The organism is Streptomyces sp. YJ-C3 (genome assembly GCF_053891275.1).
This window is the reverse complement of sequence record NZ_CM132685.1, coordinates 1,569,107-1,587,555: the sequence shown is the minus strand read 5'-3', so window position 1 is coordinate 1,587,555 and position 18,449 is coordinate 1,569,107. Positions and strand designations below refer to the sequence as shown.

The 18,449-nt window shown below is 70.6% G+C and carries 19 protein-coding genes; 7 read left to right on the top strand and 12 right to left on the bottom strand.

Features of this window, described 5'->3' with window-relative positions:
* Nucleotides 1-57: 57 nt before the first annotated feature.
* The 3 genes from ACVHNB_RS07120 to ACVHNB_RS07110 form a co-directional block, all read right to left on the bottom strand.
* On the bottom strand, nucleotides 58-1,758 hold the full coding sequence (locus ACVHNB_RS07120) for an acyl-CoA mutase large subunit family protein (protein ID WP_428957545.1): 1,701 nt from the start codon (nucleotides 1,756-1,758) through the stop codon (nucleotides 58-60).
* Nucleotides 1,759-1,841: 83 nt separating this feature from the next.
* Complete coding sequence (locus ACVHNB_RS07115) at nucleotides 1,842-2,183, bottom strand: DUF3817 domain-containing protein (protein WP_428952251.1); 342 nt, start codon at nucleotides 2,181-2,183, stop codon at nucleotides 1,842-1,844.
* 56 nt (nucleotides 2,184-2,239) lie between these two features.
* Nucleotides 2,240-2,749 (bottom strand): MarR family winged helix-turn-helix transcriptional regulator, encoded by a 510-nt coding sequence (locus ACVHNB_RS07110; RefSeq protein ID WP_428952252.1) that lies wholly within the window; start codon nucleotides 2,747-2,749, stop codon nucleotides 2,240-2,242.
* 172 nt (nucleotides 2,750-2,921) lie between these two features.
* Here ACVHNB_RS07110 and ACVHNB_RS07105 point away from each other — a divergent pair, with 172 nt between their 5' ends.
* Complete coding sequence (locus ACVHNB_RS07105; protein WP_428952253.1) at nucleotides 2,922-3,959, top strand: glycoside hydrolase family 6 protein; 1,038 nt, start codon at nucleotides 2,922-2,924, stop codon at nucleotides 3,957-3,959.
* A gap of 28 nt (nucleotides 3,960-3,987) precedes the next feature.
* On the opposite strand, the gene glxA is transcribed toward ACVHNB_RS07105, so the two are convergent.
* The 4 genes from glxA to ACVHNB_RS07085 form a co-directional block, all read right to left on the bottom strand.
* Entirely contained in the window at nucleotides 3,988-5,955 is a 1,968-nt protein-coding gene (glxA, locus tag ACVHNB_RS07100) for a radical copper oxidase GlxA (protein WP_456227637.1), read from the bottom strand.
* A gap of 3 nt (nucleotides 5,956-5,958) precedes the next feature.
* Nucleotides 5,959-7,710, bottom strand: a complete 1,752-nt coding sequence (locus ACVHNB_RS07095; protein ID WP_428952255.1) for a glycosyltransferase family 2 protein — start codon at nucleotides 7,708-7,710, stop codon at nucleotides 5,959-5,961.
* A 112-nt stretch (nucleotides 7,711-7,822) separates the two neighbouring features.
* Nucleotides 7,823-8,119, bottom strand: a complete 297-nt coding sequence (locus ACVHNB_RS07090) for an MTH1187 family thiamine-binding protein (protein ID WP_428952256.1) — start codon at nucleotides 8,117-8,119, stop codon at nucleotides 7,823-7,825.
* Nucleotides 8,116-8,469: a DUF3817 domain-containing protein gene (locus tag ACVHNB_RS07085; protein ID WP_428952257.1), complete on the bottom strand. Its 354-nt coding sequence runs from the start codon at nucleotides 8,467-8,469 to the stop codon at nucleotides 8,116-8,118. Before ACVHNB_RS07085 ends, ACVHNB_RS07090 begins: the two co-directional genes overlap by 4 nt.
* Nucleotides 8,470-8,608: 139 nt before the next feature.
* Here ACVHNB_RS07085 and ACVHNB_RS07080 point away from each other — a divergent pair, with 139 nt between their 5' ends.
* From ACVHNB_RS07080 to ACVHNB_RS07065, 4 genes are all read left to right on the top strand, one after another.
* A complete protein-coding gene (locus ACVHNB_RS07080) occupies nucleotides 8,609-9,247 on the top strand; it encodes an AIM24 family protein (protein WP_428952258.1) in 639 nt (212 codons plus the stop codon).
* Complete coding sequence (locus tag ACVHNB_RS07075; RefSeq protein ID WP_428952259.1) at nucleotides 9,247-9,897, top strand: AIM24 family protein; 651 nt, start codon at nucleotides 9,247-9,249, stop codon at nucleotides 9,895-9,897. Before ACVHNB_RS07080 ends, ACVHNB_RS07075 begins: the two co-directional genes overlap by 1 nt.
* Nucleotides 9,898-9,920: 23 nt before the next feature.
* Nucleotides 9,921-10,670 carry an AIM24 family protein gene (locus ACVHNB_RS07070; protein WP_428957546.1) on the top strand — a complete coding sequence of 250 codons (750 nt, stop codon included), beginning with the start codon at nucleotides 9,921-9,923 and terminating at the stop codon, nucleotides 10,668-10,670.
* 129 nt (nucleotides 10,671-10,799) lie between these two features.
* Nucleotides 10,800-11,276 (top strand): MarR family winged helix-turn-helix transcriptional regulator, encoded by a 477-nt coding sequence (locus ACVHNB_RS07065; RefSeq protein ID WP_428952260.1) that lies wholly within the window; start codon nucleotides 10,800-10,802, stop codon nucleotides 11,274-11,276.
* 76 nt (nucleotides 11,277-11,352) lie between these two features.
* On the opposite strand, the gene ACVHNB_RS07060 is transcribed toward ACVHNB_RS07065, so the two are convergent.
* Nucleotides 11,353-12,774, bottom strand: coding sequence for an ATP-binding protein (locus ACVHNB_RS07060; RefSeq protein ID WP_456227636.1), 1,422 nt, complete (start codon nucleotides 12,772-12,774; stop codon nucleotides 11,353-11,355).
* The gene (locus tag ACVHNB_RS07055) at nucleotides 12,771-13,442 is read right to left on the bottom strand and encodes a response regulator transcription factor (protein ID WP_428952262.1); all 672 of its coding nucleotides are present in this window, start codon (nucleotides 13,440-13,442) and stop codon (nucleotides 12,771-12,773) included. Before ACVHNB_RS07055 ends, ACVHNB_RS07060 begins: the two co-directional genes overlap by 4 nt.
* A gap of 123 nt (nucleotides 13,443-13,565) precedes the next feature.
* Between ACVHNB_RS07055 and ACVHNB_RS07050 the strand changes: the two genes are divergently transcribed.
* Nucleotides 13,566-14,204, top strand: coding sequence for a PepSY domain-containing protein (locus tag ACVHNB_RS07050; RefSeq protein WP_456227635.1), 639 nt, complete (start codon nucleotides 13,566-13,568; stop codon nucleotides 14,202-14,204).
* 35 nt (nucleotides 14,205-14,239) lie between these two features.
* Here ACVHNB_RS07050 and ACVHNB_RS07045 read toward each other — a convergent pair whose 3' ends face one another.
* From ACVHNB_RS07045 to ACVHNB_RS07035, 3 genes are all read right to left on the bottom strand, one after another.
* The gene (locus ACVHNB_RS07045; protein ID WP_428952264.1) at nucleotides 14,240-15,430 is read right to left on the bottom strand and encodes an MFS transporter; all 1,191 of its coding nucleotides are present in this window, start codon (nucleotides 15,428-15,430) and stop codon (nucleotides 14,240-14,242) included.
* Between the two features lie 121 nt (nucleotides 15,431-15,551).
* On the bottom strand, nucleotides 15,552-16,508 hold the full coding sequence (gene meaB, locus ACVHNB_RS07040; RefSeq protein ID WP_456227634.1) for a methylmalonyl Co-A mutase-associated GTPase MeaB: 957 nt from the start codon (nucleotides 16,506-16,508) through the stop codon (nucleotides 15,552-15,554).
* Nucleotides 16,509-16,572: 64 nt separating this feature from the next.
* Nucleotides 16,573-17,775, bottom strand: coding sequence for an acetyl-CoA C-acetyltransferase (locus tag ACVHNB_RS07035; protein ID WP_428952266.1), 1,203 nt, complete (start codon nucleotides 17,773-17,775; stop codon nucleotides 16,573-16,575).
* A 137-nt stretch (nucleotides 17,776-17,912) separates the two neighbouring features.
* Between ACVHNB_RS07035 and mce the strand changes: the two genes are divergently transcribed.
* The gene (gene mce / locus ACVHNB_RS07030; protein WP_428952267.1) at nucleotides 17,913-18,353 is read left to right on the top strand and encodes a methylmalonyl-CoA epimerase; all 441 of its coding nucleotides are present in this window, start codon (nucleotides 17,913-17,915) and stop codon (nucleotides 18,351-18,353) included.
* Nucleotides 18,354-18,449: the final 96 nt, after the last annotated feature.

The following is an 18,449-nucleotide window of genomic DNA, read 5'->3' as shown; positions in this document are numbered from 1 at the left end:
AGAAGCCCCACCGGCCCGCACCCGGCAACGAGACGTCACCCGGCAGACGGGAGACCGCTAGAACCCGGCCGGCTCCGTGTACACGCCCCACTCCTCGCGGAGCACCCCGCAGATCTCGCCCAGCGTCGCCTCCGCCCGCACCGCGTCGAGCATCGGCCCGATCATGTTGGACCCGTCGCGCGCCGCGCCGAGCATCCGGTCCAGTGCCTCGCGCACAGCGGCGTCGTCCCGGGACGACTTCCGGTCGCCGAGAACCCGTACCTGCTCGCGCTCCACCTCATGACTGACCCGCAGGATCTCCAGGTCACCGGTGACGGAACCGTGGTGGACGTTGACGCCCACGACCCGCTTGTCGCCCTTCTCCAGGGACTGCTGGTACTGGAAGGCGGACTCGGCGATCTCCCCGGTGAACCAGCCGTCCTCGATGCCGCGCAGGATCCCGGACGTGATGGGCCCGATGGGGTGCTGCCCGTCGGGGTGCGCCCGCAGCCCGCGCTCCTTGATCTGGTCGAAGATCTTCTCGGCGTCGGCCTCGATGCGGTCGGTGAGCTGCTCCACGTACCAGGCGCCGCCCAGCGGGTCCGCGACGTTGGCGACGCCGGTCTCCTCCATGAGCACCTGCTGGGTGCGCAGCGCGATCTCCGCCGCCTGCTCGCTGGGCAGCGCGAGCGTCTCGTCCAGCGCGTTCGTGTGCAGCGAGTTGGTGCCGCCGAGGACCGCGGCGAGGGCCTCGACCGCGGTGCGTACGACGTTGTTGTAGGGCTGCTGGGCGGTCAGGGAGACGCCGGCCGTCTGGGTGTGGAAGCGCAGCCACTGCGCCTTGTCGCTGGTCGCCCCGTACACGTCGCGCATCCAGCGGGCCCAGATGCGCCGGGCCGCGCGGAACTTGGCGATCTCCTCGAAGAAGTCGAGGTGCGCGTCGAAGAAGAAGGACAGGCCGGGGGCGAAGACGTCCACGTCGAGGCCGCGGCTCAGGCCCAGCTCGACGTAGCCGAACCCGTCCGCGAGCGTGTACGCCAGCTCCTGCGCGGCCGTCGAACCGGCCTCGCGGATGTGGTAGCCGGAGACCGACAGCGGCTTGTAGGCCGGGATGGACGCGGCGCAGTGCTCCATCAGGTCGCCGATCAGGCGCAGATGCGGCTCGGGCTGGAAGAGCCACTCCTTCTGCGCGATGTACTCCTTGAAGATGTCGGTCTGCAGCGTGCCGTTGAGGACCGCCGGGTCGACGCCCTGCCGCTCCGCCGCCACGAGGTACATGCAGAACACGGGCACGGCCGGGCCGCTGATCGTCATCGAGGTCGTGACGTCGCCCAGCGGGATGTCCCGGAACAGGACCTCCATGTCGGCGGCCGAGTCGATGGCGACACCGCAGTGCCCGACCTCGCCGAGCGAGCGCGGGTCGTCGGAGTCGCGTCCCATCAGCGTCGGCATGTCGAAGGCGACGGAGAGGCCGCCGCCGCCCGCGGCCAGGATCATCTTGTACCGCTCGTTGGTCTGCTCGGCGTTGCCGAACCCCGCGAACTGGCGGATGGTCCAGGTCCGGCCCCGGTAGCCCGTCGGGTGGAGGCCGCGCGTGAACGGGTACTCGCCCGGCCAGCCGATCCGCTCGAACCCCTCGTACGTGTCCCCGGGCCGTGGTCCGTAGACCGGCTCGACCGGGTCGCCGGAGAGCGTCGTGAAGTCGGCGTCCCGCTTGCGGGCGGAGTCGTACCGGGCCTGCCAGCGGCGGCGGCCCTCTGCGATGGCGTCAGCGTCCATGCTTCCCATGCACTCCAATTTACTAGGACGTCCTAGTAAATGTCGATGGGCAACCGCTCGCACATCGTGCGAGCGGTGGGGTGTTACGCCTTGGCCAGCTTCGCGTCGTCGCCGTCGGCGACCTTGGCGTCCAGCTCCGCGGAGATCTTGCGCTCCACGAAGAACGCGGCCGTCGGGATGGTGCCCGCGATCAGCACCCACAGCTGCTTGCCGACCGGCCACTTCGCCTTGGACCCGAGGTCGAAGGCGAACACCAGGTAGAGCACGTACAGCCAGCCGTGCGCGATGGCGATGACCCGGGTGACGTCACCGGCGCCGTCCATCTCGAACGCGTACTTGGCGATCATGCCGAGACACAGGAGGACCAGGAGCACACCGGTCACGTAGGCCATGATCCGGTAGCGGGTCAGCACGCTCTTCTTCATGGGTCGAGCGTAACCGCCCGTTTTGCGGGATCTTCAGGCGGGCCCGGTGGCCTCGCTCACTCCTCGTCGAAGTCGTGCGCCGCCACCCGCAGGGGCCGCAGCATCGCGAAGATCTCGCCGCACTCCTCGGCGTCGTACACCCCGAGCCCGAAGTCCATCGCCATCAGGTCGGCGGTCGCCGCGTCGACGACCTCGCGGCCCTTGTCGGTGATGGTGGCGAGGGTGCCGCGGCCGTCGTTCGGGTTGGGCCGCTTGTCGACGAGGCCCGACTTCACGAGCCGGTCCACCGTGTTCGTGACCGACGTCGGGTGCACCATGAGGCGCTCGCCGATCTTCGACATGGGCAGCTCGCCCGCCTTGGAGAAGGTGAGCAGCACCAGCGCCTCGTAGCGGGCGAAGGTCAGCCCGTAGGGCTTGACGACGGCGTCGACCTCGGCCAGCAGGATCTGGTGCGCGCGCATGATCGAGGTGATCGCGCCCATGGACGGCACGGATCCCCAGCGCTGCTTCCAGAGTTCGTCGGCGCGGGCGATCGGATCGAAGGCAAGACTGAGCGGCTTCGGCACGCCTCCGACCCTACCGGCCGGTCACATGCTGGTCAGCCCCGTCCCACTCTTTGGCCGGTTGCCTCGCACACGGCCCGCTGGGCCGCGGCGGCAATCCCCCTTCACAGCCGTCCCTTATGCCACGATTGCCGGAATCCGCCGTTGATCGAACCGCTCCGAACCAGGGGTCAGGATGTCCGTCCCGTCCACCCGTACACCGGCACGCACGCTCGCCCTCGCCACCGCCGCACTCCTCCTGTCCACCCTCGCCACCGGCTGCTCCGACGGCGGCGGGCCCGACTCCGCCGCCGAGGCCGGGGGCCAGACCGCCCCCACGAAGCAGGCCGCCGACTCCTCGCCGTTCTGGGTCGACCCGGCCTCGGCCGCCGCCGTCCAGGCCGACCAGTGGGAGAAGCAGGGCCGCGCCTCCGACGCTGCCGTCATCCGGCGCATCGCCCGGCACCCTCAGGCCATGTGGGCACCGGGCGACTACCCCCGGCCCGCGATCGCGCAGGCCGGGGCGCAGGCCGAGCGGTCGGACAAGACCCTGGTCCTGGTCGCGTACAACATTCCGCACCGCGACTGCGGACAGCACTCGGCGGGCGGGGCGCACGACGCGGCCTTCTACTACCAGTGGATCGACGCGTTCGCGACGGGCATCGGTGACGCCAAGGCGCTCGTCGTCCTGGAGCCCGACGCGCTCGGGCACATCGTCGACGGCTGCACCCCGGCCGAGTACCAGGAGGAGCGCTACCAGCTGATCTCCGGGGCGATCGACCGGCTGAAGAAGCAGCCGCACACCAAGGTGTACGTCGACGCGGGCAACCCGGCCTGGATCCCCGACGCCGGCAAGCTCGTCGAGCCGCTGCGCCGGGCCGGGGTCGACAAGGCGGACGGCTTCGCGCTCAACGTCTCCAACTTCCAGACGGACAAGGCGAGCACGGCCTACGGGCGCGGGCTCTCGCAGCGGCTGGGCGGCACCCACTTCGTCGTCGACACCAGCCGCAACGGCATCGGCCCCTACGCGGACGGCCAGGCGGACGCCTGGTGCAATCCGCCCGGCCGCGCGCTGGGCTCCGCCCCGACCACGGACACCGGCGACCCGCTGGTCGACGCGTATCTGTGGGTCAAGCGGCCCGGGGAGTCGGACGGCTCGTGCCGGGGCGGTCCCGCGGCCGGGACATGGTGGGCGGACTACGCGCTGGGGCTGGCCCGCAACGCGCAGTCCTGACGCCCGCCACCGTCCCGGGCCCCGCTCCTCAGTCGTCGGCGCCGCCGACCTTCACCCACTTCGCCTCGGACGTCACACCGTCCGCGTCCGAGACGAACAGCATGTACCAGCCCGGCGGGACCAGCGTCGGGTCCTTGGGGACGTCGACCGTCACCGAGCCGTCGCCCTTCGTCACGCCCACGTCGATCGAGCGCTGCTCCACGTCCGTCGTGTGGGTGACGGAGGACGGGCGCATCAGCCGCGCCTTGACGATCCGGTCGGCCTGGTCCGTGCGGTACGTGGCCCTGCCGTCCGACGGCAGGGTCTCGGGACCCGCGCCGAGCGAGGGGCGCTTGTCGCCGCCGCGGTGCAGCGCGGGCGGGGTGTAGATCTCCATGCGCTGCTCGAAGTGGCCGAGCTTGGTGTTCTGCTCGTTGTCGTACAGCGGGTCCGAGCCGAAGGTGGCCACACGCCCGTCCGGCAGCAGCAGCGCCTCCGAGTGGTAGTTGCGGCCGACCGTCGGGGACGCGGCGTCATGGAACGCGTTGTCCTTGGGGCTGTAGAACTGCGCCTTGAGGATGTTGCTGGCGCTGCGCCCGCGGTAGTCGGAGGAGCCGTTCGTGGTGAACACGGAGTCGTCCGGCATGATGACGCTGTTCAAGTACCGCGTGCCCTGCGGGAGTTGGGGCCCGGTCTTGAAGGACGGGTTGTCCTCCTTCAAGTCCACCACCGCCGTGCGCGAGGTCGCCTTCTTGGACTCGCCGACCCCGCCGCCGCCCAGGATCATGAACTTCTGGTCCTGCGCCGGGGGCAGCATCAGTGACGCCGACGTCTCCGTCTGGTCCGTGTCCGTCAGGCCCGGCACCTTCTCGAACTTGTTCGTCTTCAGGTCCCACAGGCCCGGCACCCGGCCCTTGTCGGCCGGCCCGTACCCGGCGTTGGAGGCCGGGTAGAAGAGCTTGCCGCCCTTGGTGAGGAAGAGAGCGGGGTAGGTGGGGAAGTACCGCTTGGGCCCCATCGTCCACTTCTTCGTCTTCGGGTCGTAGATCTCGTTGTCGCCGGGGTCGATGACACCGACGTCGTCGAGCCCGGACACCGCGAGGACCTTGCCGTCCTCCAGACCGACCAGGGTCGGGTACCAGCGGGCCTTCTCCATCGGGTCGACCGGTACGTACTTCTCGGCGACGGGGTCGAACTCGTAGGCCGCCCTGATCCCCTGGAAGTCCTCCTTGTCCATGGTGATCTTCTCGGAGAGCCCGTAGACGTTGTCGGCCTCGTCGCCCCTGAGGCCCTCGACCTCGTACTGCGCCTGCTTCTTCGTCTCGAACTGCTTGCCGTCCTGGGTGGCCTGGACGAAGACGCGGGCCTCGCTCGCCTTGATCTTCGTCTTCCAGGGCTGCATGACGCCGACCCGGTTGTACGTGATGTCGAAGGACCGCTTCGCCTTGGGCACGGTGACGTCGAACTGCGAGACGTACGTGACGCCCGACGGCGAGCGGAACCTGGTGCCCTTCTTCAGCACGACCTCCTTGTCCGGGCTCTCGTTCTTGACCCGCATGCCGCCGCCGGCCCGCTTGACCTCGCCGTCGAGCAGCTCGTAGCGGGCGGTGCCGCCCGCCACCAGGAGCCGCCCGTCGGGGAGCTGGGCGTGCCCGGAGCAGAAGAAGTCCTCGGGGGTGGCGATCTTCTTGAAGGTGTTCGCCTTCGGGTCCCACAGGACGGTGTCGAAGGAGCCCGCGTCGAACTTCTTCTGCTCGTTGCCTGACCCGGCGACGATCAGCACCTTGCCGGTGTGCAGGAGCGTCGCGTGGATGGCGTTGGTGCGGAACTCCTCGGGGATGTCGACCGACGACCACGAGCCGTACTTCGCCTGGTAGCCGGGCTGGGCGATCTTCCAGTCGTAGTACTGCTCGGAGGCGAAGGTCCAGGCGGCCGGGGCGTTCAGGCCGACGAGGAGGGTGATACCGCCCGCTCCCAGGACCGTCTTCTTCATGCGCTTGGAAGGCCGGTAGGCCATGACTCAGTTCCCTCCTGTACTCGTCGTGCTGGTGACCCGCCGCGTGACGGTGATGGGGGCCGGCTCCGGTTCGGTCCTGGGGGCGGCCCGGCGCTGCGAGACGGCCCACACCGCGACCGGCGCGAGCGCGATGCACAGCGCGAGAGCCGCCCAGGTGCGCATGGCCACATGGGTGTGGACGAGGACGACGGACGCCGCGAGGGACGTGGCGAGCACGGCCGCCCAGAAGAGATGGATACGGAACGTCAGCACCCGGTCGGGGCTGGCGTCGCCGCCCTTGGGGGTGACGACGAAGCGGCTGGGGCGGCGCAGCAGGGCCGCGCCGAGCGACTTCAGATAGATGGGCGCGGAGATCGCCGACATGGCCATACCGGCCAGACCGCCCGAGCCCTCCGGTTCGTGCGGCGAGACGTTGTGCCGCCGGTTCCACAGGTAGAGGCCGATCTGGAGCGCGGCCGCGTCGCTGTAGAGCATGAGCCACACGGACGCGGAGACCTCGGTGCCGGAGGCGCCGAACCACAGGAACAGCACGCAGCTCAGCACGCCGAGCAGCCAGTTGACGGCCGTCATCGGGTAGTAGACGAGCATCATCGTGTACGAGAAGAGACGGCCCGGCGGCATCGAGAACGGTGCCTTCCAGTACTGCTTGAACAGCGTCTCGTACGTGCCGCGCGACCAGCGCATCTGCTGGGTGAAGAAGTCCGTCCAGGAGGCGGGCCCCTCGCCGACCGCGAGCACGTCGGGCGTGTAGACGGAGCGCCAGTTGTGGCCGGTGCGCGGGTTCTTGTGGCGGTGGATCTCGAAGCCGGTCGCCATGTCCTCGGTGATCGAGTCGACGAGTCCGCCGATCTGCTTCAGGGCGCTGATCCGTACGACGTTGTTGGTGCCGACGAACATGGGCGCCCGGTAGCGGTTCCCGGCGCGCTGGATCAGCGCGTGGAAGAGGAACTGCTGGGACTCGGCGGCCTTGGTGACCGGGGAGGTGTAGTTGCCGTAGACCTGCGGTCCGACGACGAAGGCGACGTCCGGGTCGCGGAAGTAGCCGAGCATCCGCTCCAGGAACTCGGGGAGCGGCACGTGGTCGGTGTCGACGGAGGCGAAGAAGTCGTAGTCCTCGCCGTGCATCGCGAGCCAGGCGTTGTAGTTGCCGTGCTTGGTGCGGGTCTTGTGGGCGCCCTTCTTCTGGTTCCACTCCGGGACGCCGAAGCGGGTGAAGTGGCGGACGCCGAGTTCGGCGCAGAGCGCCTTGGCGGTCTCGTCGTTGCCCTCGTCCAGCAGCCAGACGTCGAGCGGCCCGTCGTGGGTGAGGCGCACGGCCCCTTCGAGGGTGGCCCGCACCATCGAGAGGGGTTCCTTGCCGGGGACGTACGTCGTCAGGAACGCGACCCGGGTGCCCCGTTCGGGGACGACGGGCACGGGGTCCCTGGCCACCATCGTCGCGTGGGCGATCGAGATGACGTTGATGAGCATGAACAGCTCGATGAGCCCGATCGCGACGAGCATCGCGATGTCGAGCGAGACGAGCCAGCTCTCGCCGCCCTCGCGTTCCACCCAGTGGGTGGGCCACACGAGATAGACGAGCAGCACCCCGGTGAGCACCGGCGCCAGGGTCATCAGCAGGACGGCGCGTATTCGGTGGGGCTCACGCGAGAGCAGCGATATGTACTGCACCTTGTAGCCGCGGTCGCGCGGCGGCTCGGTGAGCGGCCCCGCGATTCTGCTGTAGGTGTCGTAGTCATAGCCCTCAGGCCGCACAGCGCCCTCCAGGTTCTGGTGATCGAGCGTGCCGATACCCTCACAAAAGGTGAGATTTCTCGGCGTGTCGAACCAGAGGGCGCGTACGAGTGAGGTAAAGAACGCGGACGGCTCAGCCGTCGGCCAGATGCCGCTCCACGGTGGCGACCTTCGACGTCAGGCCGTCGGTGACGCCGGGCCGGATGTCGGCCTTCAGGACCAGGGAGACCCGCGGCGCCCGCTCCTCGACCGCGGCGACGGCGCGCCGGACGACGTCCATGACCTCGTCCCACTCGCCCTCGACGGAGGTGAACATGGCGTCGGTGCTGTTCGGGAGGCCGGACTCGCGGACCACGCGGACCGCGTCGGCGACGTACTCCCCCACGTCCTCGCCGACCCCGAGCGGGGTCACGGAGAAGGCGACGATCATGCGTTCACGATCCCTTCCTGGCGGGCGCGGGCGGCGATGGCCGCGTCGACCGCGGTCTCGGCCTCCCGCTTGAGCTTGCGCTCGGCGAAGAAGCCGCCGGTCGGCAGGACGGACAGGACGAAGTAGAGCGCGGCCCGGCCGAAGCCCCACTTGGCGCGGTTCCACGCGTCCAGCCAGAAGAGGACGTAGAGCACGAACAGGACGCCGTGCACCATGCCCATCACCGGCACCGCGTTGAACTCGGTCGTGCGCTTCAGGACCGAGCAGACGAGCAGCAGGATGAACGAGACGGCCTCGGGCGCGGAGACCAGGCGGAGGCGTCGGAGGGCGGAGGCGGTCTTGATGTCCACGGGGCACCTTCGGCAGAAGCGGCGGGCTACGGGCAAGCGGTCATTGATCTTGTGAATGTACGCACAAGCGTTTCCCATTGTGGCATCGCGCCCGTCGGGGCCTGTCGGCGGGCTCCCCGCGCCAGCTACCTTCGACCTCGTGGCAACGTTCCGACTCCAGGGCAGCAAGATGCTGGCCGTCGACATGACGGGCGACAGCGTCAAGGCGAAGAACGGATCGATGGTCGCCTACGACGGCCGGATGACGTTCAAGAAGCTGAGCGGGGGTGGCGAGGGGATACGGGGCATGGTGACCCGGCGCATCACCGGCGAGCAGATGGTGGTGATGGAGGTGAAGGGCCAGGGGACCTGCTGGTTCGCCGACCGGGCCAGTGAGATCAACCTGGTGGATCTGCGCGGGGACAGGCTGTACGTCGAGTCGAGCAATCTGCTGTGCACGGACGCGGGCCTGCGGACCGGGACCTCCTTCACGGGGATGCGCGGCGCCTCCCAGGGCAACGGCCTGTTCACCACGACCGTCGAGGGGCACGGCCAGGCGGCGATCATGAGCGACGGTCCGGCCGTGGTGCTCCGGGTCGGCCGCGACCACCCGCTGACCGTCGACCCGGGCGCGTACATCGCGCACCAGGGGAATCTGCACCAGTCGTTCCAGTCGGGCGTCACCTTCCGTACGTTCCTGGGGGAAGGCGGCGGCGAGGCGTTCCAGATCCGGTTCGAGGGCGACGGGCTCGTCTACGTCCAGCCCAGCGAGCGCAACACGATCGCGGGGGACGTCTGATGCCTTTCCGTGAGATCAACTCGAAGATGGTCGAGGCGACCGTCCTGCCCGGGCAGCGCCTCTACAGCCAGCGCGGCGCGATGCTCGCGTACAAGGGGGACGTCTCCTTCACGCCCAACCTCCAGGGCGGGCAAGGGGGGTTGATGTCCATGCTCGGGCGGCGGGTCGCGAACGAGGCGACGCCGCTGATGACCGTCGAGGGCAGCGGGACCGTGCTGTTCGGGCACGGCGGCCACCATGTGCAGGTGATCAGCCTGTCGGGCGACACCTTGTACGTGGAGGCGGACCGGCTGCTCGCCTTCGACGGGTCGCTGCAGCAGGGCACGATGTTCATGGGCGCGCAGGGCGGCGTCATGGGCATGGTGCGCGGGCAGGTCACCGGGCAGGGGCTCTTCACGACGACGCTCAAGGGTCAGGGGGCCGTGGCCGTGATGGCGCACGGCGGCGTCATCGAGGTGCCGATCACCCCCGGGCGGGCCGTACATGTCGACCCGCAGGCGTACGTCGCCCACCACGGCGACGTGCGCAACAAGCTGTCCACGGCGCTCGGCTGGCGGGACATGGTGGGCCGCGGCAGCGGCGAGGCGTTCCAGCTGGAGCTCAGCGGGAACGGCGCGGTGTACGTCCAGGCCTCGGAGGAGAAGCTGTGACCGGCCCTGTGGTCTTCGACCCCATGACGTTGCCCGTCGACGACAACGTCAACGCGTACACCTTCTGCGTGGAACTCAAGAACAGCCAGTGGTTCCTGCAGAAGGGCAAGATGATCGCCTACTACGGGCGCATGGAGTTCAACGGCATCGGGCACGGCCGGCTCGACCGGCTGATCCGTACGTCGTTCCACTCGCCGTTGCACGCGAGCGACTGGGTGGTGGCGGAGGGCAGCGGCAAGATGCTGCTCGCGGACCGGGCCTTCGATGTGAACTCGTACGACCTCGATGACGGCAACCTGACCATCCGCGCGGGCAATCTGCTCGCTTTTCAGCCAACTCTCGCGCTGAAGCAGTCCATCGTGCCGGGCTTTCTGACACTCATTGGCACCGGCAAATTCGTTGCGGCATCAAATGGTCCGGTGGTGTTCATGGAGCCGCCGATCCGGGTGGATCCGCAGGCCCTCGTCGGCTGGGCCGACTGTCCGTCGCCGTGCCACCACTACGACCACGGCTATCTGACCGGCGTGATCGGCGGTCTACGTGCGATGACGGGCGTCGGCGGGGTCTCCGGCGAGGAGCACCAGTTCGAGTTCGTGGGCGCGGGGACGGTCCTGCTGCAGTCCAGTGAGGCGCTGATGCCGGAGCGGGTGGCGGGTGACGTGCCTCACCAGGCGGGCGTCCCGGGCGCCGGCCCGGCCGGCGCCACGGGCCAGCCGGCGGCACCGCGTCTTCCCGGACAGCTCGGAGACCTCCAGCGTCGCTTCGGGCTGTGAGCGGTAGTCTGCGGAGTGTGACGTCGAACGCGTGACCCCTTTCCGTGCGGCCCGCGGGCGCACCGGGGTGGGAGGCGTCACAATCCCCACGTTCGTTCGCCTTTCAACTTCTTAGGTAGAATCGATTTCATGGAGACCGAAACGGCCACGCAGTGGCTGACCGACGAGGAACAGTGCGCCTGGCGCACCCACCTGGAGGTCAACAGGCTGCTGAACTACCAGCTGGAGAAGGATCTCCAGCCCTTCGGCCTGACGATGAACGACTACGAGATCCTGGTGAACCTCTCCGAGGCCGAGGACCAACGGATGCGGATGAGCGACCTGGCTGCGGCGACCCTGCAGTCCAAGAGCCGGCTCTCGCACCAGATCACCCGCATGGAGAACGCGGGCCTGGTGCGCCGCGAGAACTGCGAGTCGGACCGGCGCGGCCTCTACACCGTGCTCACGGACTTCGGCATGGAGACCATGCAGAAGGTCGCCCCGCACCATGTGGCGTCCGTGCGGCAGCACTTCGTGGACCTCGTCCCGCCGGAGGGCCTGAGCAACCTCCACAAGGCACTCAGCCCCATCGCCGAGCACTTGCGTTCGCAGCGCGGCAAACCGTGACAGTTGCGAATCCCCGGGGCCACGGAGGACCGCCGACCTTCTCCGGGCCCCGTCGCAGCACGGCGATTTTTCCCGACTAGCCGACGGGCAGCCCGAGTTCGAACAGGGCCCCGCCCTCCGGCGCGCTGCGCACCGTCAGCGTGCCGCCGTGCCGCACGGCCACGTCCCGGGCGATGGCAAGGCCCAGACCCGCCCCGCCGCCGTCCCGGGAGCGTGCGTCGTCGAGCCGCACGAACCGCTCGAAGATCCGCTCCCGCTCGCTCTCGGGCACGCCGTCCCCGTCATCGGCGACGGCAAGATTCACCCGGTCCCCGGCGGCGCCCCCGACGGTCAGCGTGACCCGGACGCCGGTGCGGGCGTGCCGCTGCGCGTTGTCCACCAGATTGCCGAGCACCCGCGCCAACTGGCCCCGGGAGCCGGTGACCTGGGCACTGCCCCGGATGTCCACGGTGACCGGGAGACGGTCCCCGGTCCGCTGGGAGAGCTCCTCGCGGACCAGCGCGGCCAGGTCGACACCCGCGCCGCCGGGCTTCTCGCCCGCGTCGAGCCGGGCCAGCAGCAGCAGATCGGCGGCCAGCTCCTGCAGCCGTACGGTGTCCTCGACGGCGCCCTCCACATCGAGCAGCTCCGGGTGCGCGGCGCCGACTTCGAGCTGGGTGCGCAGGCTCGCGATCGGGCTGCGCAGCTCGTGCGAGGCGTCCGCGACGAACCGGCGCTGCCGCTCGACCGAGTGCTCCAGGGCCGCGAGCGTCTCGTTCGTCGTCCTCGCCAGCCGCGCCACCTCGTCATGGGTGTCCGGCTCGGGCACCCGGCGCGCCAGGTCCTGTGACGCGGTGACGGCGGCCATCTCGGCGCGGATGCCCTCGACGGGCCGCAGCGCGCGCCGCGTCACCAGCCAGGTGACGCCGCCGACGACCACGAGCAGCACCGGGAAGCCGATCAGCATGGCGGTCAACGCCGTGGACACGGCGCCCTGTTCGGCCGACAGCGGGGCGCCCGCGAACACGGTCAGCTCGCCGTACGCGGTGTCCTCGACCTCCACCTCGGCGAACCGGTAGTCGGCGCTGTCGCCGTCGACGGTCGCGCTGCCCTCGTGGTACGCGGTCCGGTCGGAGACCTTGCCGCGGCCGCGGTCGTCATCGTCGCCGGAGTCGTCCCCGTCGTCGTCGGTCCGGGCCGGCACGGGCCGCACCGCGCTCGTGCCGGTCCCCTCGATCCGCTCCAGGTCCTCGGACGCGGCCAGCAGTCTGCCGTCCTCGTCGACGACCTGGACGGGCTGGTCCTCGTCGTCCAGGTCCAGTTCGCCGGGCCCGGTCCCGGTGGCCAGGGACGTGGCGACGCGGCGCGCCCCCGAGTCGGCGGCGCTGCCCGCCTGCTCGGTGAGGTTGGTGCGCAGGGCGAGCAGCACGGCGGCGCCGGCCGCGACGAGGGCGAGGGCGACCACGAGCGTGGCGGCGAGCGCCGCGCGCGCCCTGACCGAGCCGAAGACCCGCCTCACCGGGGGATCTCCAGCCGGTACCCGGCGCCGCGCACGGTGCGGATGAGGGAGGCGCCGAGCTTGCGGCGCAGGGCGCTGACGTACACCTCGACGATGTTCGGATCGCCCTCGTACGCGAAGTCCCACACATGCTCGAGGATGTCGCTCTTGGACACCACCTCACCGGCCCGCTGCACGAGCTGCTCCAGGACGGAGAACTCCTTCGCGGTCAGGGCGACCTCACCGTTCTCGGCGTGGGTGACCCGGCGGGCGGCGGTGTCCACCGCGTACGGCCCGACGGTGTGCACGGGCGAGGCGCTGCCCGCGCTCCCCCGGCGCCGCAGCAGCGCCTTCACCCGGGCGACGAGGACGACGTACGAGAAGGGTTTCGTCAGGTAGTCGTCGGCGCCGGTGTCGAGGCCCTCCGCCTCGTCGTACTCGCCGTCCTTCGCGGTGAGCATCAGGATCGGCACGTCGTGGCCGGCGGCGCGCAGGGCGGCGCAGACCCGGTAGCCGTTCATGCCGGGGAGCATGATGTCGAGGACGATCAGGTCGTAGGCACCCTCGCTCGCGCGGTGCAGTCCCTCGAGCCCGTCGTGGACCACGTCGACGGCGTAGCCCTCGGCGGTGAGCCCCTTGGCCAGCGACAGGGCGAGCCGCTTTTCGTCCTCGACGATCAGTAGGCGCATACGGGCAAGGGTGGCAGGCCGAACCTGAAGACTCCTTCAGGCTTCTTCAGCGGGGCTTCAGGATCACTCAGTCAGCTTGGTTCCCGTCGGACCACACGATGCCGTACCGAACGGGAGATCCTCATGAAGCGCCGTACCACCGTCATCTCCGCCGTCGCCGCCGTCGCGCTGATCGGCGCGGGCGCCGCCACCGCGGTCGCCGTCTCCGGCGACGACGGCTCCGCGAAGTCCACCGCGAACCGCTCCAGCGTGCGGGTCGTCGATGACGGCGTGAGCGACGCGCAGGAGAACGTGAACGAGGCGAAGGGCGCCCAGGTCAAGGCCGAGGACGCGATCGCCGCCGCCCTGAAGCGGACCCCGGGCGTCGCGGTGGGCGCCGACCTCGACTCCGACGACGGCCGCCTGGTCTGGGACGTCGACGTCATCGGCTCGGGCAGCACCTGGCACCACATCGAGGTCGACCCGGGCACGGGCAAGGTGCTCGGCTCGCACGTCGAGAAGGACGAGAAGGACGAGGACGACGACCCGGCGCGCGTCGCGGGCGCGCTGAAGAACGCGTCGACGTCCGCCGAGGACGCGGCCCGCGCCGCGGCCGCCAAGGGCACGGTGACCTCGGTGGACGCGGACGACGACGGATCGGTCCGGGTCTGGGAGGTCGAGACGACCTCGGCGGACGGGACGCAGCGGGACTGGCACGTGGACCTCGGGTCCGGTGCGGTGACGGTGGACCGGGCGTCGTCCTCCGACGCGGACGACGACTGACCGTCCGCAGCGGCCGGCCCGAACCGGGGCGCGGTTCACGCGGCGGGCTCCAGGGCCGGAGTCCGCCGCCACCCCACCGACACGGCCGCAGCCACCAGCGGAGCCGTCGCCGCCGCCGCGAAGCACACGGGCAGCGGGAACTGGCCCACCAGGAGCCCCACCCCGGCCGTGCCGGCCGAACTCCCCGCGTTCAGCGAGGTGTTGACCCACGCCCCGGCCTGCGTGCGGAACCCGGGATCGACCGCCTCGTCCGCGGTCAGGTAGGCGGTGGTCAGGGCCGGTGCGACGAAGAGGCCCACGCACGCCGCCGCCACCGCGAGGGCGGGCAGTGAGGGGGCGAGGGCCGCGCCGCCCAGCGCCAGTGCCAGGCCGAGCGCCAGGAACGGCAGCCGGGAGCGGGCGGCCCAGGGCAGGTCCAGTGCGCCGTTGAGCAGACCGCCGGCGGCGCTGCCCGCGGACAGGGCGGCCAGGATCCACGCGGCCGCCCCGTCCCGCCCCCGGTCCTCGGCGAACGCCAGCACGAGCAGATCGGCCGCGCCGAGCGCGAGCCCGACCCCGAGCGTCACGATCACGGGCCGGCGCAGCCCCCGGGCGAGCTTCCCGCGGGCCGCGCGCGGGCGCCGGGTCCGCGGCTCCGGGACCACCGCCGCCACCGGGGGCGAGGCCACGAACACCAGCGTGCCCACCGCCACCAGGGCGGCGCTCAGGGCGATCCCGAGGGCGGCCGGTGCGAACAGGACGAGGACGCCCACCAGCAGGGGCCCGCCCACGAGGAGCAGTTCCTCGGCGACGCCGTCCAGGCTGTAGGCGCGCTGCAGCAGCTTCCGGTCGGGCAGGAGCCCGGCCCAGACCGCGCGCATGGTGGGCCCGAGCGGCGGAGTGAGGCAGCCGATGGGCAGGGCCAGCGCCACCAGCAGCGCGCCGGGCGTTCCCGGCCGCCAGGTGAGGGCGGCGAAGACCGCGAGCAGCGCGGCGTACCCGAGGGCCATCGGGGGCAGCGCGCGGCGCGGGCCGTACCGGTCGATGAACAGGGCCCGCAGCGGCGACAGCAGGACGCTGGCGGCGCCGTACAGCGCCATCACCGCACCGGCGACGGCGTACGAGCCGGTGGCGGCGTTGACCGCGAGCATCAGGGAGAGAGCGACGGTCCCGTACGACAGCCGCCCGAGCAGGGCGGCGCCGAAAGTGCGCAGGGCGTACGGGTACCGCAACACAGCGGCGTACATGACGGTTGTCCTCCGGGCATGCGGGAGAGCTCGACGGGGCGTGGACGCACCGGAGCTCTACGCACGGAGGAATGACATGCCGGCACCGTAACAGGGGGCGGCGCGCGGGAACAGGTCTTTCTCAGGAGCCCGTGAGGCCCTCCACCAGCTCGTCCGCCGCCCGGTAGGGATCGAGCTCCCCGGCCACGATCCGCTCGGCCAGCGCGCCGAGCCGCCGGTCCCCGGAGAGGTCGCCGATCCGCTCCCGCAGCGCGGTCACCGCGATCGTCTCGACCTCCCGTGCCGCGCGGGCCGCCCGGCGCTCGGCCAGCACCCCGTGCTCCTCCATCCACGCGCGGTGCTTCTCCAGCGCCTCGACGACCTCGCCGACGCCCTCGCCGCGCGCCGCGACGGTCTTCACGATCGGCGGCCGCCAGTCGCCGGGCGCGCGTGACTCACCGAGGCCCAGCATGTGGTTCAGCTCGCGCGCGGTGGCGTCGGCGCCGTCCCGGTCGGCCTTGTTGACCACGTACACGTCGCCGATCTCCAGGATTCCGGCCTTGGCCGCCTGGATCCCGTCGCCCATGCCGGGGGCGAGCAGCACGACGCTCGTGTCGGCCTGCGAGGCGATCTCGACCTCGGACTGCCCGACGCCGACGGTCTCCACGAGCACGACGTCGCAGCCGGCGGCGTCCAGCACCCGGATCGCCTGGGGTGCGGCCCAGGCGAGGCCGCCGAGGTGGCCGCGGGTGGCCATCGAGCGGATGTAGACGCCCGGGTCGGACGCGTGGTCCGACATCCGCACCCGGTCGCCGAGCAGCGCGCCGCCGCTGAAGGGGGACGACGGGTCGACGGCCAGCACCCCGACCCGCTTGCTGGCCCGGCGGTACGCGCTCACCAGCGCCGACGTCGACGTGGACTTGCCGACGCCGGGCGAGCCGGTGAGCCCGACCACGTACGCGTTGCCCGTGAGGGGCGCCAACGCGGCCATCACGTCACGCAGCTGCGGGGACGCCCCCTCCACCAGCGAGATCAGCCGGGCCACGGCGCGCGGCCTGCCCTCTCTCGCCTGGGCGACCAGCGTGGGGACGTCCTGCATCACAGCTCCGTTCACTCAGTTCCGTACGGAAGGCCGTACGAAGGGCCGTACGGACAACGACCGGTTACGCCTTGGGTACCCGCACGACGAGCGCGTCACCCTGACCGCCGCCGCCGCACAGGGCGGCCGCGCCGACGCCGCCGCCGCGCCGCTTCAGCTCCAGGGCGAGGTGCAGCACGATGCGCGCGCCGGACATTCCGATCGGGTGACCCAGGGCAATGGCACCGCCGTTGACGTTCACCTTTTCCGAGGACACCCCGAGGTCCTTCATTGACTGCACCGCGACGGCCGCGAACGCCTCGTTGATCTCGATCAGGTCGAGGTCGCCGACCTCCAGGCCCTCCTTCCTCAGGGCGTGCTGGATCGCGTTCGAGGGCTGCGACTGCAGGGAGTTGTCCGGGCCCGCCACGTTGCCGTGCGCGCCGATCTCGGCGATCCACTCCAGGCCGAGCTCCTGCGCCTTGGCCTTGCTCATCACGACGACGGCGGCGGCGCCGTCCGAGATCTGCGACGAGGTGCCGGCGGTGATCGTGCCGTCCTTGGCGAACGCGGGGCGCAGCTTGCCCAGCGACTCGGCGGTCGTCTCGGCGCGGATGCCCTCGTCCTTGCTGAACAGGACCGGGTCGCCCTTGCGCTGCGGGATCTCGACGGGCGTGATCTCGGCCTCGAACAGGCCGTTCTTCTGCGCGGCGGCGGCCCGCTGGTGGGAGAGCGCGGCGACCTCGTCCTGCTCGGGGCGGGCGATGCCGAGGCGGGTGTTGTGCTTCTCCGTGGAGGCACCCATGGGGATGTTCTCGAAGGAGTCGGTCAGGCCGTCGTACGCCATCGCGTCGAGCATCTCGACCGCGCCGTACTTGTAGCCCTCGCGGGACTTCGGCAGCAGGTGCGGGGCGTTGGTCATGGACTCCTGGCCGCCGGCGACCACGATGTCGAACTCGCCGGCGCGGATCAGCTGGTCGGCCAGCGCGATGGCGTCGAGGCCCGACAGGCAGACCTTGTTGATCGTGAGCGCCGGGACGTTCATCGGAATGCCCGCCTTGACCGCGGCCTGCCGTGCCGGGATCTGCCCTGCCCCGGCCTGCAGCACCTGGCCCATGATCACGTACTGCACCTGGTCGCCACCGATTCCCGCACGGTCGAGGGCGGCCTTGATCGCGAAACCTCCGAGGTCGGCCCCGGAGAAGGACTTCAGCGAGCCGAGCAGTCGGCCCATGGGCGTCCGCGCGCCCGCGACGATCACTGAGGTGGTACCGGTCGTTCCAGACATGAGGCACGGCCCCTTGGAGATGAGGAGTGAACGAGGGTTTACTCGAATGTACTGAGCGGTACGCCGCGCGTCATCGCCCGGCAAGTGTGATCGCGCGCACGTTGCGTAACCACCCCGGACCGCGCTGCACTGTCAGCATGCTGACGCGAATCGACCACATCGGGATCGCCTGCCACGACCTCGACGCGACCGTCGAGTTCTACAAGGCCACGTACGGCTTCGAGGTGTTCCACACCGAGGTCAACGAGGAGCAGGGCGTGCGCGAGGCCATGCTCAAGATCAATGAGACGAGCGACGGGGGCGCCTCCTACCTCCAGCTGCTCGAACCCACCCGCGAGGACTCCGCGGTCGGCAAGTGGCTGGCCAAGAACGGCGAGGGCGTGCACCACATCGCCTTCGGTACGGCGGACGTCGACGCGGACGCCGCCGACATCAGGGAGAAGGGCGTACGCGTCCTGTACGACGAGCCGCGACGGGGCTCCATGGGGTCGCGCATCACGTTCCTGCACCCCAAGGACTGCCACGGTGTCCTGACCGAACTCGTCACTGCCGCCCCACAGGAGTCGGCGGAGCACTGACCTCCACATACTCGGGCCGGTAGGGTTGGGGGGCGGCTGTCGCGTGCAAGCGGACGTGACGGGGCAGCCGTGGGCCGGGGTCCGGGTATCGGGGGA